A 16,272-nucleotide genomic window follows, 5' to 3' on the forward strand; every position below is an offset into this window, starting at 1 on the left:
GCTCGGCTTCGCGCGAAGCCCGGCGCCCGGCGGAGGCTGCGCCGCACGTAGGCGAGGCAGCGGTCATCGGCGTGCGCTCAGGATTGTTCATCGGATGTCCGGGCATGGCGTTCGCGCGTGTCGATCAGCCGGCGATGCCACGACTCGGGCAGCCAGGCGGGCAGCATGTATTTCCAGTCCGAGAGTGTGCCATAGCCGAGCCGCATCACTGCGCGGAAGATCGTGCGCGCCGCGGGCAGGTCGCGCCGCCAGTAGCAGGCGTAGCCGCGCCTGAGGAGTTCGCCGGCGGTCAGCGTGCGCACGCGTGTGTGTCCGAGTTCAGCGGCGAGCGCGGGATGGCTCTCTAGATACGCACGCTGGGCGTCGAGGTGGTGCAGTGCAGCGCGCACCGGGTCGTCCGAGGCCTGGCCTGCGCCGTGGAAATGATAGAAAGCCAGCACGCGCGGCACGCGGACGATGGCGCCGCTCAGCGCAACGCGCAGCCACAGCGCGTAGTCCTCGGCATTCGTGAGCCGGGGATCGAATCCGTCGGCGGCCGTCACCGCGTCGCGCCTAACGAGCGCAGCATGGATCGGCCAGCGGCAGCCGGCAAAGAGTGTTTCGGCCTTGTCGGGATTCTCGTAATCGGGCGGCACGAAGGGCGCGCCGGCCTTGTCGCCGCGGCCGACGTTCTGCCAGCCGCAGTAGGCGAGCACGGCATCGGGTCGCGCCTGCAGCGCGTTGACCATGGCGTCTAGAAAATCCGGCGCCCAGGTGTCGTCGGCGTCGAGGAAGGCGACGTGGCGGCCCCGTGCCGCGGCCAGCCCCGCGTTGCGCGCCGCACTGACCCCGCCGTTCGGCTGGCTCAGGACGCGGATACGCGGGTCGCGCTGGGCCTGCAGCCAGGCCAGCGTGGCGTCGCGCGAGCCATCGTCGACGGCGACGAGTTCCCAGTCCGCGAAGGTCTGCGCGAGTACGCTGCCTACGCTTGCCGGCAAATGCGCCGCGGCGTCGTAGCACGGCATGACGATCGAGACGAGCGGCTTGGCGGCCACCTCAGACGCCCCTCAGACGGCGCAGCGCGTAGCGTGCGAGGTCGGGCCAGCCGACGTCGTGGCTCGCGAAATAGAGCTTGCGCGCGAAGCGGCCGACGGTGTCGGTGTTGAATACGGTCAGGCGCCGCAACCGATGGGGCGCGTTGTCGCGCAAGGCCCAGCCGGTCCGCGTCGTGCATGCGGCGGTGTAGCCGGCCGCTTCGACGGCGTCGGCGCAGCGTGCGTCCCAGGCGCCGTAGGGGTAGGCGAAACTGCCGACACGTTCGCCCAACAGATCTTCGAGCGCGCGCTTCGAGTCCGCCAGTTCGTGCGTCAGGCTGACATCGTCGAGATCGGTCAAGCGGCTGTGGTTGACCGTGTGTGACCCGATTTCCATGCCCTCGGCGCGCATCTCGCGCAGTTCGTCGCCGTTGAGCAGGCGCGCCGCGGGCCGTCCGTCGTCGCGCCAGGCGGGCGTCGTGCCGACCGAGCCCGAGACGATGAAAAAGCTGGCGCGCATGCCGCGTTTCTTGAGTTCTTCGCAGGCCCCGAGGTTGTCGACATAGCCGTCGTCGAAGGTGATGACCGCGGTGCGCCCGGGCCGACTGGGCGGCGAGGCGACGAGTTCGCCCATGGTCGGTGTGGCGTAGCCCTCGGCCGCGAGAAAATCGAGCTGTTCGCAGAACCGACGCATCGAGACGGCCCAGGGCCACGCCGGCGTGCCCTTGCCGGGCGCGACCGCGTGATACATGAGCATGACAGGGCCGTGCTGGCCGGCCTGGTCGTGAAGTGCGCGCGAGACGGGGTCGATCCAGCTCATGCGGCGGCGCGGCACAGTTTGAGTTTGCTTTTCCAGCGGCTCGTCTCTGTGGCGAGCGCCGGAATCGGCAGGTAGAGGAAGGAGACCGCGTAGACCGACCCGCCGACGCCGGCCATGACCAGCACGTAGAGCGGGTCGGACGTCTTCAAGCCCGGCGGAATGGTTTGCTCGGCCAGCCACAGCGCGCCGAGCAGGATCGCGTTGAGCAGCGCGGCCGGCATGAAGGCGCGCGCGAGGTCGGCCCAGCGCGCCTCGAGCGCGCGCTTGGCGAGCCAGAACATGTGGACGCTCATATAGAGCAGCGCGAGAGCGAGGCCGGCGGCGACGCCGTTCATGCCGTAGGGCAGACCGGCGACGATGGCGACTGCCGCGACCGCGACCATGATCGTCTGCGCGACGAGTTCCTTGTCGAGCCAGCTGCGCGCCGCGAGAACGGCGCCCGACAGGTTCTCGATCATCATCAGCGGCGCCGCGAGGCTCAGGATCATCAGGGGCGCGGCGGAATCGCGCCAGCGCTCGCCGAAGAGCGTGACGACGAGCGGCTCGGCGAGCCACAGGAAGCCGACATAGAACGGCAACGCGTAGACGGCGACGAGCGTGAGGCTGCGGAAAAACAGGTAACGCGAGCGGTCGAGGTTGTCCTGTTCCTTGGCGAGCGCACGGAACAGCACTTCGTACACCGAACCGGTGATGAACCCATGCGGCCGGGCCGCCAAGCTCTCGGCCTTGTTGAACAGGCCGACGCCGGCCGGCCCGAGGCTGCGCGAGAGAATGAAGGTGGGGAGCTGGCTGCGCACGTAGTGCACGACGTTGTTGCTCGACGCCAGCAGGCCATATCGCATCAATTCGCCGGCGCGGGCGAAATCGAAGCACCAGCCGGGCCGCCAGCGTGCGTACCAGGCGAATTGCAGCGCGCCGGCGAGCGCGCTGAAGAGGCCGGCGAGGATCAGACTCCACGGGCCCTGGCCGAGCCACGCCAGACTCAGCGCGACCGCGTTGTAGACGACGAGGTTGCTGAGCTGGACCGCGGTCTTCGCCTTGAAGCGCATGTCGCGGTGCAGCATATTGCTCGGCACGTTGAAGAAGGGACGGATCAGGAAGGAGAGCGCCGCGACGCGCAGCAGGTCGGCGTAGAGCGGGTTGTCGTACCAACGGCCGAAGGCCGGCGCGAGCGCGAAAAAGAACGCGACGATGACAAGGCCGATCAGCATCTGCAGCGTGAAGAGCAGGTCGAAGTCGCGTTTGCCGGCGTCCTTGGCGCGCACGATCGCCTGTCCCATGCCGCCGCCGGCGACGAAGCCGGCAAGACTGGTGAAAATCAGGATCGTCGCGACCATGCCGAATTCGGCCGGCATCAACAGGCGCGCGAGGACCAGACCCAGCGCGAAATTGATGAGCTGGCTGCCGGTGTTGCCGATGAACACCCATTTGGCGCCGTGGCGGATACTGTCTCCGAGGCTCATCGCGCCGCATCCATGGGTTCGGTTCGGCCGGATCGCCGAAGGCTCGCGGTTCCGGGGTCGAATACGTCGATTATTGTTCTCATGTCTCGATGCGCGGCGACACGCGCCGCAATGCAGGGCTTGGCGACTTTAGCAAAGCTCATGCCGGTCGAACCGTCGCGACGAAGGCGAACTGCAGATAGCGGCAGTCGTCGAGTTTGCCGAGGCTCAGCATGCACGCGAGCCGGGCCTTGATCGAGGCGGTCGGATTGATGCCGACGATCTGCTGCGGCGCGTAGCCCGCTTCCGCCAGCGTGCGCGCAAAGCTCTTGTGCGTGAAGAAGCGCCTATGGGTGCGGTCGAGCACGCCGTCTTCGGCGTAGCGCCAGTCCGCGTTCCAGAGCAGATCGAGCAGTACCGGGAAATAGCGGACGTTGGGGACCGAGCCGACCAGCACCGCGTTCGGCGCCATCACGCGGGTCAGTGCGCGCAAGGTGGCGTCGGGGTCGTCGAGGTGTTCGAGCACGTCGTTGCAGACGACACAGTCGAAGTGGCGGGTCGGCAGTTCGTCGAGCCGCGCCTCGAGCCTGCCGTGAAACACGCGGTCGAGACGCGCAGCCGCGCTGCGGGCCGCCTCGGCGTCGGGCTCGACCCCCCACACCTCGGCCGGCTGACGGTGCTTGAGCGCGCCGCCGAAGGCGCCCGAGGCGCAGCCGAGTTCGAGCACGCGGCTGCGATCCGTCGGCACGAAGCGCAGCATCTCGGGGCGGGCGTGAGAAAAATAGTCCGCGGGTGGGGGCGGCGTATTCATCGGCGCGTGATCTGAGCGGGGCGCAACAGGGAGAGCAGGGCGTCGAACTCGCTCCAGTTGCGCGCAAGCAGTGCTTCCGGAACGCGCAAGGCCATGCGGGCCAGGACGAGCGGCAGCCAGCGCCGGTTGTGGCGCCAGGTAAAACGGATCAGACTGCGATAGTAATGGCGGCGCACGATCCCGCCGGTCGTGCCGCCTTCATGGTGATAGATCACGCTCGCCGGCGCGTAGCCGAGCCGCGTCTCCGGCGGCAGGCGGAAGGCCCAGTCGAGCTCCTCGTAATACAGAAAGTAGCCCTCGTCCATGAGCCCCACCGTTTCAAGAACGTGGCGGCTCACGAGCATGGACGCGCCGATCACGTAGTCCATCGGCTCGGGCCGTGGGTCGGGAGGTTGCAGGGGCCAGTCCCTTCCCGCGCCTATATGTCGCGTCGCGCCGGTCGCGCGTCGCAGACGCCCGCCGCCGAGCGCGAGCACCTTCGTCGGGCGGTGGATGCTCAGGAGCGTCGAGCCGACGATGCCGATGTCCGGATCGGATTGCTGCACCGCCACCAGTTGCCGCAGGCTGTCCGCGGCCACGACCGTGTCGTTGTTCAGAATCCAGACATAGTCGGCCCCCTGTGCAAGCGCGTGGCGGATGCCCACGTTGCAGCCCCCCGCGAAGCCGAGGTTGGCGCCGGTCTGGATCAGGATGAGCGGGGCGGGCGGGCGGGTCCGGCTCGGCGTTTCATCGCGCTGCGCTTCGCACAGCTCGACCGGCTTGGTCACGGGTGGGTCGACGAGCGGATGCAGTTCCGCTGCCGACGGTGGCGGTGCGCTCTGTCGGCCCCCGGCCCACGCGCGCAGCCTCGACACCGAGTCGTCGGACGACGCGTTGTCGCAGACGATGACCGAGTAGCTCGGGTAGTCGAGGCGGAATAGGCTTTCGAGGCAGGTCAGCGTGTAGGCCCAGCGGTTCCAGTTGAGCAGTACGATCGCGACCGATGGCGGTGCGGCTGTTTGGGGCGTGCGTGTGCTTTCCGCCATGGTCCTAGCTCGTCATCCCGGTTTCGAGCAGGCCGGCGGCCTGCCGCATGAACGCCTCGCGCGAGTAGACCTTCGCCAGCGCTTCACGCGATCGATCGATTCTCGCCTGCCGCAGTCGTGCGTCGCCGAGCAGCCGGACGCAGTGACGTGCGAAGGCGCCGTCGTCCGACGCGACGTCGAGGCCGTCGATCAGATCGCCCGCGAAGGCGTTCGCGCAATGCGGCGTGGTGACGCAGGCGCGGCCGTAGGCCAGCGATTCGACGACCTTGATGTTGGTGCCGCCACCGGCGTAGATCGGCGCGACCGTGAAGGCCGCGTCGCGGTAGGCCGCGTTCAGGTCGTCGACGTAACCCGGCGCGAACACGTCGGGATGGCCCTCCCATAGCCGTCGCGCAGCCGGGGGGGCGGCGCCGGCGAGCAGCAGGCGCGCCTCGGGTTCGGCGGCTTTGATTGCTGGCCATATGTACTGGAGAAAGCGATCGACGCCGTCGCGATTGGGGCCGTACCAGAGCGCGCCGACGAAGAGCAGCGTCCTACTCGCGGCCTGCGGAAAAGGCTCTGCCGGCGGCGTGTAGGGGATGTTCGGGAGGACGGCCGAACGCAGTTCGGGATGCTGCGCCTGGTCGCGCGGGCTGACGAAGAAGAAAGCGTCGAAGCGTCCGAGCTGGCGCCGCCCGAGCCAGGCCGCGTAGCGCGACTTGAGGCGCGGCCCGAGCGCGAGCCTGCGGCCACTGTAGTGATAGCCCCAGTCGTCGAGGTCGACGACGGTCCGCACACCTTTTGGCACGACGAGCTTGCTGAGCGGGTTGAGGTAACGGCTGACGATCACGCGATAGTCCCTGACGTCCAGGCCGTTTTTCTTCAGCGCGCGATCCAGGGCCATGTCAGGGGAGAATTTTCCGATGCCGAGCGGGCGCTGCTGCCACAGGCCGTGCGCGAGGACACCGGGCGCCGGGGCGACTAGACGGCTCGGGCCGGCAGTCGGCTCGAGCAGCAGGACGTCGACGTCGGAGAGCTGCTGCAAGGCCGCGTGCAGCAGGGCCGTGCGCTGCTGCGCGCCCGACTGGGGAGAGAACGGCGACGCGGGCGAAACCAGCAGGATGCGGTCGGGCATGGGCGTGGCCGGCCCCGGGGCCGGGCAACGAGTATTCGGCGAAAGTGGCGAGATCATAACGCCCATTTCGTCGGTGTGCGCGGCGACCGATACTGGCCGGGCGCCGTGAGACACAACGGGGGAGCGGGGCGGTCGAAACCGCAGCGGACTTCGGCGCGCGACGGCCGCCGCCGTCCGTGCGGGGGCAAGGCGCGGTGCCATTGGTTACAATCGCGCAACCCCTATCGATTCACCACCATGCAAACCCTTACCGTCGATCTCGGCGACCGTTCCTATCCGATCCACATCGGCGCCGCCCTCTTGACCCGCGCCGACCTGGTCCTGCCGCACCTCGCGCAGAAACGCGTGATGGTCGTGACCAACACGACCGTCGGCCCCTTGTACCTCGCGCAGTTGAAGGCCGCGCTCGAGGCGGCGGGCGTGCGCGTGGCCGAGGTCGTCCTTCCTGACGGCGAGGCCTATAAGAACTGGGAAACGCTGAACCTGGTGTTCGACGCGCTGCTGCGTGAGCGTGCCGAGCGCAAGACGACGCTGATCGCGCTCGGCGGCGGCGTGATCGGCGACATGACCGGGTTCGCCGCGGCGTGCTACCAGCGCGGCGTGCCTTTCATCCAGATTCCGACGACGCTGCTGTCACAGGTCGATTCCTCGGTCGGCGGCAAGACCGGGATCAACCATCCGCTCGGCAAGAACATGATCGGCGCCTTCTACCAGCCCAAACTCGTGCTCGCCGATGCCGCCACCCTGGGCACGCTGCCCGCGCGCGAACTCTCGGCCGGCCTGGCCGAAGTGATCAAGTACGGGCTGATCTGGGACGTCGAATTCCTCGCCTGGCTCGAGGCCAACATGGACCGGCTGCGTGCGCTCGACGCCGAGGCGATTTCGCATGCGATCTACCGCTCCTGCGAGATCAAGGCCCAGGTCGTCGCCGAGGACGAGCGCGAAGGCGGCCTGCGCGCGATCCTCAACCTCGGCCACACCTTCGGTCACGCGATCGAGACCGGCATGGGCTACGGCGCCTGGCTGCACGGTGAAGCGGTGGCCGCCGGCATGGTGCTCGCCGCCGAAACCTCGCAACGTCTGGGCTGGCTCGGCGAAGCCGACGTCGCGCGGACCCGCGCGCTGATCCGCGCCGCGGGGCTGCCGGACGTCGCGCCCAATCTCGGTGTCGACGCCTATCTCGAGTACATGGGCCACGACAAGAAAGTCGAGGGCGGAAAAATGCGCTTCGTGCTGCTGAAAAAACTCGGCGAGGCCGTGATCACCGACGCCGTCCCCGCCGACGTGCTCACCGCCGTGCTGACCCCGCCGCACTGAGGAGAACCCAATGGAGCCGTCCTTCGCCCCCTATGCCGCGCATTCCAGCCAGACCCGGGGACGCGTGCACCGCGAGGCACCGGCGGCCCCGCGCTCGGAGTTCCAGCGCGATCGAGACCGCATCATCCACTCGACCGCGTTCCGCAGGCTCGAGTACAAGACCCAGGTTTTCGTCAATCACGAAGGCGACCTCTTCCGCACGCGTCTGACGCACAGCATCGAGGTCGCGCAGATCGGCCGCACGATCGCGCGCCTGTTGAACCTGAACGAGGACCTCGTCGAGGCCGTCGCGCTCGCCCACGACCTCGGGCACACGCCCTTCGGCCACGCCGGCCAGGATGCGCTCAATGCCTGCATGCGCGAGCACGGCGGCTTCGAGCACAACCTCCAGTCGCTGCGCGTGGTCGATCTGCTCGAGGAGCGCTACGCGGAATTCGACGGGCTCAATCTCACCTTCGAGGCGCGTGAAGGCATCCTCAAGCACTGTGCCCTGTCCAACGCGGAGAAGCTCGGCGAGGTCGGGCGGCGCTTCATCGACAAGAAGCAGCCGTCGCTCGAGGCGCAGGTCGCCAACCTCGCGGACGAAATCGCCTACAACAACCACGACGTCGACGACGGCCTGCGCTCGGGCCTGATCACGCTCGAGCAGTTGAGCGAGGTCACGATCTTCGGCCGCCACCTCGCCGAAGTGCGCAGGAAGCATCCGACGCTTCAGGGACGTCGCGTCGTGACCGAGACGGTGCGGCGCATCATCAACGCGCTGATCCTCGACCTCGTCGACACGACGCGCACCAACGTCGTGAACAGCGGCGTCGAAACGCTCGACGACGTGCGCAACGCGCCGCCGCTTGCCGCGTTCAGTCCCGCGATTCTCGAGCAGCACCGCGAACTCAAGCGCTTCCTGCTGCATCACCTCTATCGTCATTACAAGGTGGCGCGCATGAGCACCAAGGCGGGGCGCATCATCAGCGACCTCTATGCCGCATTCACCGGCGACGCACGGCTGCTGCCGCCCGAGCACCAGGCCAGGGAATCCCTCGAAGGAACGCGCGCGGTCGCCGACTACATCGCGGGCATGACCGACCGCTACGCGATGCGCGAACATCGCCGGATCTACGCGGTCGAGGAGATTTACGACTAAAGGGCCGTCCCGCGCGCTAGCGGCCGCCGCGGCCCCTTCTTTCCTGCCGCGGGCGGGCGTTCAGCCGCGATACGGAAGCGTGCGTGCCGCGACCCAGCAGCTCACCTCGCGTGCGCCGGCCCGCTTCAAGGTCGCGGCGAGTTCGTTCAGGCTCGTCCCCGTCGTCATGACGTCGTCGATCACGGCGACGTGCATCCCGCCCAGATCCGTCGAGCAGGCGAAGGCGCCACGCAGGTTGCGGCGTCGCGCGTCGTGTCGCAGGCCCATCTGCGGCGGGGTGTCGCGAATGCGCCGGCAACTGTCGCGGTCGAGCGGTAGCTGAAGGCGCTTCGCCACGTCGCGCGCGATCTCGGTCGCGTGGTTGAACCCGCGCTCGCGGATACGCCCGGCGTGCAGGGGCATCGCGAGCAGGCGGTCAGGGCGGGGCTGCGTCCTGCACGCCTCGGTCAGGCATTCGCCGAGTAACGGCGCCACGGCGAGCGCGCCGTGATATTTGAGCCGCGGAATCATGCGGTCGAGCGGAAACGCGTAAGCCAGCGCCGCGATGGTGCGGTCGAAGGCCGGCGAATGCTTGAGGCAGGCGCCGCATACCGCGCCACCGGGGGTCGGCGTCGCGCAGCGCGGGCATTGCGGCGCGCGGTGCCAAGGCAGGCTGTCGCGGCAGCCGGGGCAGAGCGTGCGTGCGCCGGCCGTATCGCCGCAGAGCAGGCAAGTCCGGGGGGCAAGGTGATCGAGAAATGAGCGGATGTTCAATTTCCGGCCCCATTAAATTTGACAGTGGCGGGTGCCGCCCCGAGAATTCGCCCCATGAATGCCCAACGCGTCATCCCCGCCGGCGCCTCGCGCCGAGCCGCCCAACTCTTCAACATCTTCACGGTCATCGCGCTGCTGTTGTCCATCACTGCCCTCGCGCTCGGCAAGCTGCTCGCCAGTCAGCACGTCGGTTTCCTGCCTTTCGTGCTGTCGCTGCCGCCACTGATGATCTGGCTCGGTGGGTCGATTTTTGTGTACGCGAGCATCGCGCATCACCCGAACCCGCGCGCCGTGCATTTCAACAGATGGGCAGGCTACCGGTTTTACGGCGTGATGGGCAGCCTGGTCGTGATCGGACCGGCGATCTACGGCCTTCTGAACGGCTGGCGCGGGCTCATGCTCGTGTTCGGTCTGGCGTTCCTGATCATCGTGCCCTGGGCCGTGGTCGATATCGTCCGGGCGGCGCGTGAGCCCTGGACCGACGTGACGATCGATGCGGAACCGGGGCCGGGCGGCACGTGAGACTCGATGACCGACAACAACAAGCAATGACGCGCCAATGACTAGGCAACACGATGAATGACATGACTCCCCCCGTTCCGCGCCGCTCGGTCTCCGAGATCGAAGCGTTGTTTGCCCTGCCCTTCGCCGACCTGATGTATCAGGCGCAGGGCGTGCACCGTGCACACTTCGACCCAAATCGCATCCAGCTTTCCACGCTGCTGTCGATCAAGACCGGGGGCTGCTCCGAGGACTGCGGCTATTGCCCGCAGTCGGTCCACTACGACGCCGGCGTCGAAAGCCAGGGGCTGCTCGACCTCGGCGACGTGCTCAAGGCCGCCCGCGCGGCGAAGGACGCCGGGGCCTCGCGCTTCTGCATGGGCGCCGCATGGCGCGGTCCGAAGCAGCGTGAACTGGAACCGGTGCTCGCGATGGTGCGCGAGGTCAAGGCGCTCGGGCTCGAGACCTGCGCCACGCTCGGCATGCTCAAGGACGGGCAGGCCGAGCAGCTCAAGGAGGCCGGACTCGACTACTACAACCACAACCTCGACACCGCACCCGAGTTCTACGGCGAGATCATCACCACCCGCGACTACCAGGACCGCCTCGACACGCTCGAGCGCGTGCGTCGCGCCGACCTGCACGTGTGCTGCGGCGGCATCGTCGGCATGGGCGAGTCCCGCACCCAGCGCGCGGGCCTCATCGCGCAACTGGCCGCGCTCGATCCGCAGCCCGAGTCGGTGCCGATCAACCTGCTGGTCCGCGTCGAGGGCACGCCGCTCGCGGAGACCGAGGCGCTGGAGCCGCTCGAATTCGTGCGTACCATCGCCGTGACCCGGCTTTGCATGCCGAAGAGCTTCGTCCGGCTGTCGGCGGGTCGGCAGCAGATGAGCGACGCGGTGCAGGCCCTGTGTTTCCTCGCCGGCGCCAATTCGATCTTCTACGGCGAAAAGCTCCTGACCACGGGCAACCCCGAGTGGGAGCGCGATCAGCGTCTGTTCGACAGCCTGGGCGTGACGGCGTTGTGACCGACGGCGCGCTGACCCGCCTGGAACACGGGCTGGCGGCGCTGAAGGCCGATCATCTCGCGCGGCGGCGACCGCTGCTCGACGGTGCGCAGGGCGCGCACGTCACGATCGACGGCCGCCGCGTCGTCTCGTTCTGCAGCAACGACTACCTCGGACTCGCCAACGATCCGGCGCTCGTCGCCGCCGCCCACGCGGCGCTCGACGGGTGTGGGGTCGGCGCCGGCGCGGCGCATCTGATCAGCGGCCATCATCGCCTGCATCTCGAGTTCGAGACGGACTTCGCGCAGTGGGTCGGCAAGCCCGCGGCCCTGCTGTTTTCGACCGGCTATCTCGCCAACCTCGCGGTGGTCACGGCGCTCATTTCCCGCCGCGGCGAAGTCTTCGCCGACAAACTCAACCACGCCTCGCTGGTCGACGCGGCCAAGCTCTCGGGCGCGCGTTTCAGCCGCTATCGACACGGCGACCTCGCGCAACTCGAAAGCCGCCTCGCCGCGAGCACGGCACGCGACCGCATGATCGTGTCCGACCTCGTGTTCAGCATGGACGGCGACGTCGCGCCCGTCGACGCCTTGCTCGATCTCGCCGAGCGCTACGATGCCTGGCTCTACCTCGACGACGCGCACGGCTTCGGCGTGTTGAACGGCGGTCGTGGCGGGCTCAGCGAGCGGGCGCGGGCGAGTACGCGCGTGATCTATCTGGCGACGCTCGGCAAGGCCGCGGGCGTCGCGGGCGCGAGCGTCGCGGCGGACGGCAGGGTCATCGAGTGGCTGATCCAGACGGCGCGCCCGTACATCTATACGACCGCAGCGCCGCCGCTGCTCGCCGCGGCGCTGCGCGAAAGCCTGCGCCAGATCGCCGCCGGAGCCGCGCGCCGAGGCCGCCTGCAACGCCACGTCGCTCGGTTGCGCAGCGGACTCGGGGGACTGAAGAACGCGGTGCTCGCCGACTCCTTCACGCCGATTCAGCCGCTCATCGTCGGCGCCAACGCCGACGCCCTCACGTTGTCGCAGGCCTTGTTGCAACGCGGAATCCTCGTGCCGGCGATCCGCACGCCGACCGTGCCGGCGAATACCGCGCGGCTGCGCATCACGCTGTCCGCCGCGCACAGCGACGCCGACGTCGCCCGACTCGTCGAGACCGTTCATGAGCTCGCCTAAGCCGGTTCTCGTGCTGGTGCATGGCTGGGGCATGAACGCCCGCGTCTTCGATGCGCTCGCCGACCGCCTCGATGACCGCTTCGACGTGCGCGGGTTCGACCTGCCGGGCCATGGCGGACGCGACGCGCAAGCGGTCAACACGCTCGAGGCCTGGGCCGACGCGCTTGCCGATGCACTGCCCGACGACGCCAACCTGCTCGGCTGGTCGCTCGGCGGCCAGGTCGCGTTGCGCGCCGCGCTCGATCACCCGAGGAAGGTCGCGCGCCTGATCCTCGTCGCAACGACGCCGCGGTTCGTCCAGCGCGCGGACTGGGCGAGCGCGATGGACGCCGCCGATCTCGCCGCCTTCGGGGAGGCGCTCCTCGCGGACCCGGCCACAACGCTGCAGCGGTTCCTCAGTCTGCAGACCCGCGGCACGCCGGGGCAGAAGGCGCTCCTGCAGCATTTGCGGCAGGCGCTCCGCGAGGCGCCCGAGCCCGACCGGGTCGCACTGGCGGCGGGGCTCGCGATCCTCCGCGATACCGACTTGCGCGGCGACGTGTTGCGGCTGACCCATCCGACGCTGGTGCTGCACGGCGCGCTCGACACGCTGACGCCCGCCGCCGCGGGGGCCTGGCTTGCGGCTAATCTGCGCGCAGCGCGCCACGTCGAACTCGAGCGGGCTGCGCACGCGCCGCATCTGTCGCATCCCGACGATGTCGCGCGCGAGATCGAACGGTTTTGCCTATGACCGAAGCCGAGCTTGATTACGCCGAGGTCCGCCGCGCCTTCGACCACGCGGCCGCCGCCTACGACGCGCATGCCGTGCTGCAGCGCGAAGTCTGCGACCGCCTGCTCGAAAGGCTCGATTACACGACGATCCAGCCCGCGCGGGTGCTCGACGTCGGCAGCGGGACCGGCTACGGGACCGCGCACCTGAGGGCGCGCTACCCCGAGGCCGAGCTGTGCGCGCTCGACATCGCACCCGCGATGCTCGCCGCGACGCGCAGCCGCTTTCCGCGCCCGACCTGGACGCAGCGCGCGCTCGGGCGCCTCGGCTCCGCGGCGCCGCGCCCGGTCGAGCTGATCTGCGCGGACATGGGGCGGCTGCCGCTCGCGGCCAACAGCTGCAACCTTGTCTGGTCGAGCCTTGCGCTGCAATGGGCGCAGGATCTGACGGCAAGCTTCCGTGGCTTCCACCGCGTCCTCGCGCCCGGCGGCTTGCTGATGTTCGCGACCTTCGGGCCGGACACGCTGAAGGAGTTGCGCGCGGCGTTTTCCGCAATCGACGACGCGCCCCACGTCAATGCCTTCGTCGACCTCCACGACATCGGCGACATGCTGATCGACGCCGGCTTCGCCAATCCCGTGATGGAAATGGAAATGCTGACGCTGACCTACGGCGACCTCAAGGCGTTGATGCGGGACCTCAAAGGCATCGGCGCCCACAACGCGGCGGCGGCCCGGCGCCGCGGCCTGCTCGGCAAGTCGGCCTGGGCGCGGCTCGAGCAGGCCTACGAAGCGACGCGCAGCGAGGGCCGCCTGCCGGCGACCTTCGAGGTTGTCTACGGCCACGCGTGGGCCGGCGACAAGACCCACCTCGAGGACGGGCGCCAGGTCATCCAGTTCGCGATCGGCGAGCGCCTGCGCAAGCGCGGTCGCGCATGAGCGCGCGCGGCCTGTTCGTCACAGGGACCGACACCGGCGTCGGCAAGACCCGCGTGGCGGTTGCCCTGATTCACGCGCTGCGCGCGCAAGGACTGAACGTCGCGGCGATGAAGCCGGTGGCCGCGGGCTGCGCGCCGGGCGCGTTGAACGAGGATGTGAGCGCGCTGCTGCAGGCTGCCAACGTCGCGGCCGAGCTGCGCGACGTCAACCCCTACAGCTTCGAGCCGGCGATCGCGCCGCACATCGCGGCCGAGCTCGCCGGTGTGACGATCGACCTCGACGTGATCGCCGCCGCCTACGGCAGGCTCGCCGCGGCCGCCGACGTCGTCGTCGTCGAGGGGGCCGGGGGCTGGCGCGTGCCACTCAACGCCAGCGAGGACATGGCGACGCTTGCCCAAAAGCTCGGTCTGGCTGCCGTGCTGGTCGTCGGCCTGCGCCTCGGCTGCGTCAACCACGCCGTGCTGAGCGCGGCGTCGATCGTGTCGGCCGGGGTGCCCTGGACCGGGTGGATCGCGAATCGAATCAAACCGGCGATGCCCTACGAGGCGCAGAATGTCGCTGCCTTGCAGGCGCGCCTGCCGGGTCCCTTCCTCGGCGTCCAGCCGTTTCTCACGGTGCCGACAGCAGACCAGGGCGTGCCGCAATGGCTGACGCCCCCGACTATCAGTATCTTAGAATAGTCTTTAATAATTATAATTAAATCAACGACTTAAATCGTATTTGAGACTTGTTCGCGGTCGCGGCACCGTGTTACTGTTCGCGACAAAATGCCGCACCCGGCTTCCCAGGTACCTGACATGAAACAGGTGGATCCGGAAGACTGTGTAGGCGAGGCGGCGGGCGCCTTCGTGTTTCGATCGCGTCCCAACTGTTCGCTGACCTCGGCCCAGGAACAGCTCGCCCTGTGGAGCCTCGCGGCCCCGTGCGGTGCGGCGGCGATCGCCTTTGCCCTCGCGGGCTACTGGATCATCCTGCTCTACGCGGGATTGCAAGTGGGCGTGCTCGCATGGGCGTTCAGAGCGCTGCGCGAGCGCAAGGACGATTACGAGCGCCTGACGATCGACGGCGACAGGGTCGTGCTGGAATGGCGCAGCCGCAAACGCGAAGGCCGGCGCGAGCTGAATCGGCAGTGGACGCGGGTGCGCTGCACCTGCGCGGCCCCCGGGCGGAATTGCCGTGTTGGCGTCTGCTGTTACGGGCGCGAAACATTGGTCGGACAGTATCTGAGTGACGAAGCCCGGCTCCGGCTGGCCGCGACGTTACGCAGCAAGTTGCAGGCATAGGTTGGCAACGGCGCCCGCAACGACTACCCATAACAATGTGAAGAGGATGGGGACGCGATGAAAAGCACGTGGCGATGGACAAGCGGGACCGCTGTGGGGCTGCTGACGCAGCCTGCGCTGGCGGAGTACGGTTATAACCTGCAGCAGCCGGCCAGTCAGGTGGCCCATGACGTCTTCCAGCTGCACAACCTGATCATGCTGGTGTGCGCGGGAATCTTCGTCGTCGTGTTCGGCGCGATGTTCTACGCCCTGATCAAGCATCGCAAATCGGCCGGCCATCCCGCCGCGCATTTTCACGAGAACACCACGGTCGAAATCATCTGGACCGTGATCCCGTTCATCATCCTGATGGGTATGGCCTATCCGGCGGCCAAGGTCGTGATCGACATGAAGGACACGTCGAACCCCGACCTCACAATCAAGGTCACCGGTTACCAGTGGAAGTGGGGCTACGACTACCTCAACGAGGACATCAGTTTCTACAGCACCCTCGCCACGCCGCGGGCCCAAATCACCGGCGCCGCGCCCAAGGGCGAAAACTATCTGCTCGAAGTCGACGAGCCCGTCGTGGTGCCGGTCGGCAAGCGCGTGCGCATGCTGATCACCGCCAACGACGTGTTGCACGCGTGGTGGGTGCCCGCGCTGGGCGCCAAGCAGGACGCGATTCCGGGGTTCATCCGCGACATCTGGTTCAAGGCCGACGCGGTCGGAACGTATCGCGGGCAGTGCGTCGAGCTCTGCGGCAAGGACCACGGTTTCATGCCGATCGTCGTCGAGGTCGTGTCGCAGGCCGACTACGAGGCCTGGGTCGCCGGCAAGAAGAGCGCCGCGAAGCGCGCCGAGGCCGACAACACGCGTGAGTTCAGCGTCGCCGAACTGGTCGAGCGCGGCCAGAAGGTCTACGAAAGCAACTGCGCCGCCTGTCACCAGGCCGACGGCAAGGGGCTCGCGGGTTCGTTTCCCGCGATCAGCGGCTCGAAAGTCGCCACCGGCCCCATCGCCGACCACATTGCGCTCGTGCTGAATGGAAGACCGGGCACGGCCATGGCCGCTTTTGCGAAGCAGCTGTCCGACGCCGACATCGCGGCCGTCGTCACCTACCAGCGCAACGCGTGGGACAACAAGACCGGCGATCGGGTGCAGCCGGCCGACATCGCGAGCGCACGGGGCGGGGCCAAGGTCGCCGCCGCGTCCGCCGCACAGTGACCATCCAGGGGAGA

The 16,272-nt window shown here is 68.3% G+C and carries 17 protein-coding genes; 10 read left to right on the plus strand and 7 right to left on the minus strand.

The window, feature by feature from the left end:
• Positions 1-77: 77 nt before the first annotated feature.
• The 6 genes from TBD_RS01545 to TBD_RS01570 form a co-directional block, all read right to left on the minus strand.
• On the minus strand, positions 78-1,034 hold the full coding sequence (locus TBD_RS01545; protein WP_011310822.1) for a glycosyltransferase family 2 protein: 957 nt from the start codon (positions 1,032-1,034) through the stop codon (positions 78-80).
• A 1-nt stretch (position 1,035) separates the two neighbouring features.
• On the minus strand, positions 1,036-1,833 hold the full coding sequence (locus TBD_RS01550) for a polysaccharide deacetylase family protein (RefSeq protein ID WP_041432854.1): 798 nt from the start codon (positions 1,831-1,833) through the stop codon (positions 1,036-1,038).
• Positions 1,830-3,296: a lipopolysaccharide biosynthesis protein gene (locus TBD_RS01555; RefSeq protein WP_011310824.1), complete on the minus strand. Its 1,467-nt coding sequence runs from the start codon at positions 3,294-3,296 to the stop codon at positions 1,830-1,832. The genes TBD_RS01550 and TBD_RS01555 overlap by 4 nt, the downstream gene beginning before the upstream one ends.
• Before the next feature lie 139 nt (positions 3,297-3,435).
• Complete coding sequence (locus TBD_RS01560; protein WP_011310825.1) at positions 3,436-4,086, minus strand: class I SAM-dependent methyltransferase; 651 nt, start codon at positions 4,084-4,086, stop codon at positions 3,436-3,438.
• On the minus strand, positions 4,083-5,111 hold the full coding sequence (locus tag TBD_RS01565) for a glycosyltransferase family 2 protein (RefSeq protein ID WP_011310826.1): 1,029 nt from the start codon (positions 5,109-5,111) through the stop codon (positions 4,083-4,085). Before TBD_RS01565 ends, TBD_RS01560 begins: the two co-directional genes overlap by 4 nt.
• A 4-nt stretch (positions 5,112-5,115) precedes the next feature.
• The gene (locus TBD_RS01570; RefSeq protein ID WP_011310827.1) at positions 5,116-6,225 is read right to left on the minus strand and encodes a glycosyltransferase; all 1,110 of its coding nucleotides are present in this window, start codon (positions 6,223-6,225) and stop codon (positions 5,116-5,118) included.
• Between the two features lie 237 nt (positions 6,226-6,462).
• Between TBD_RS01570 and aroB the strand changes: the two genes are divergently transcribed.
• Together aroB and TBD_RS01580 are read left to right on the plus strand one after the other, a co-directional pair.
• The gene (aroB, locus tag TBD_RS01575; RefSeq protein WP_011310828.1) at positions 6,463-7,542 is read left to right on the plus strand and encodes a 3-dehydroquinate synthase; all 1,080 of its coding nucleotides are present in this window, start codon (positions 6,463-6,465) and stop codon (positions 7,540-7,542) included.
• Between the two features lie 10 nt (positions 7,543-7,552).
• Complete coding sequence (locus TBD_RS01580) at positions 7,553-8,683, plus strand: deoxyguanosinetriphosphate triphosphohydrolase (RefSeq protein WP_011310829.1); 1,131 nt, start codon at positions 7,553-7,555, stop codon at positions 8,681-8,683.
• 60 nt (positions 8,684-8,743) lie between these two features.
• Here TBD_RS01580 and TBD_RS14930 read toward each other — a convergent pair whose 3' ends face one another.
• Entirely contained in the window at positions 8,744-9,436 is a 693-nt protein-coding gene (locus tag TBD_RS14930; protein ID WP_011310830.1) for a ComF family protein, read from the minus strand.
• A 54-nt stretch (positions 9,437-9,490) separates the two neighbouring features.
• Here TBD_RS14930 and TBD_RS01590 point away from each other — a divergent pair, with 54 nt between their 5' ends.
• From TBD_RS01590 to coxB, 8 genes are all read left to right on the plus strand, one after another.
• On the plus strand, positions 9,491-9,958 hold the full coding sequence (locus TBD_RS01590) for a hypothetical protein (RefSeq protein ID WP_011310831.1): 468 nt from the start codon (positions 9,491-9,493) through the stop codon (positions 9,956-9,958).
• 53 nt (positions 9,959-10,011) lie between these two features.
• Positions 10,012-10,965, plus strand: coding sequence for a biotin synthase BioB (gene bioB / locus TBD_RS01595; RefSeq protein ID WP_011310832.1), 954 nt, complete (start codon positions 10,012-10,014; stop codon positions 10,963-10,965).
• On the plus strand, positions 10,962-12,122 hold the full coding sequence (gene bioF, locus TBD_RS01600; RefSeq protein WP_011310833.1) for an 8-amino-7-oxononanoate synthase: 1,161 nt from the start codon (positions 10,962-10,964) through the stop codon (positions 12,120-12,122). Before bioB ends, bioF begins: the two co-directional genes overlap by 4 nt.
• Positions 12,109-12,852 carry a pimeloyl-ACP methyl ester esterase BioH gene (gene bioH, locus TBD_RS01605; protein WP_011310834.1) on the plus strand — a complete coding sequence of 248 codons (744 nt, stop codon included), beginning with the start codon at positions 12,109-12,111 and terminating at the stop codon, positions 12,850-12,852. The genes bioF and bioH overlap by 14 nt, the downstream gene beginning before the upstream one ends.
• On the plus strand, positions 12,849-13,769 hold the full coding sequence (gene bioC / locus TBD_RS01610) for a malonyl-ACP O-methyltransferase BioC (protein ID WP_011310835.1): 921 nt from the start codon (positions 12,849-12,851) through the stop codon (positions 13,767-13,769). Before bioH ends, bioC begins: the two co-directional genes overlap by 4 nt.
• Positions 13,766-14,449, plus strand: coding sequence for a dethiobiotin synthase (gene bioD, locus TBD_RS01615; protein ID WP_011310836.1), 684 nt, complete (start codon positions 13,766-13,768; stop codon positions 14,447-14,449). Before bioC ends, bioD begins: the two co-directional genes overlap by 4 nt.
• A gap of 117 nt (positions 14,450-14,566) precedes the next feature.
• Positions 14,567-15,052 (plus strand): DUF2244 domain-containing protein, encoded by a 486-nt coding sequence (locus tag TBD_RS01620; RefSeq protein ID WP_011310837.1) that lies wholly within the window; start codon positions 14,567-14,569, stop codon positions 15,050-15,052.
• A 57-nt stretch (positions 15,053-15,109) separates the two neighbouring features.
• Complete coding sequence (gene coxB / locus TBD_RS01625) at positions 15,110-16,258, plus strand: cytochrome c oxidase subunit II (protein ID WP_011310838.1); 1,149 nt, start codon at positions 15,110-15,112, stop codon at positions 16,256-16,258.
• Positions 16,259-16,272 lie beyond the last annotated feature (14 nt).

The sequence above is a fragment of the Thiobacillus denitrificans ATCC 25259 genome (genome assembly GCF_000012745.1).
Lineage (GTDB): Bacteria > Pseudomonadota > Gammaproteobacteria > Burkholderiales > Thiobacillaceae > Thiobacillus > Thiobacillus denitrificans_B.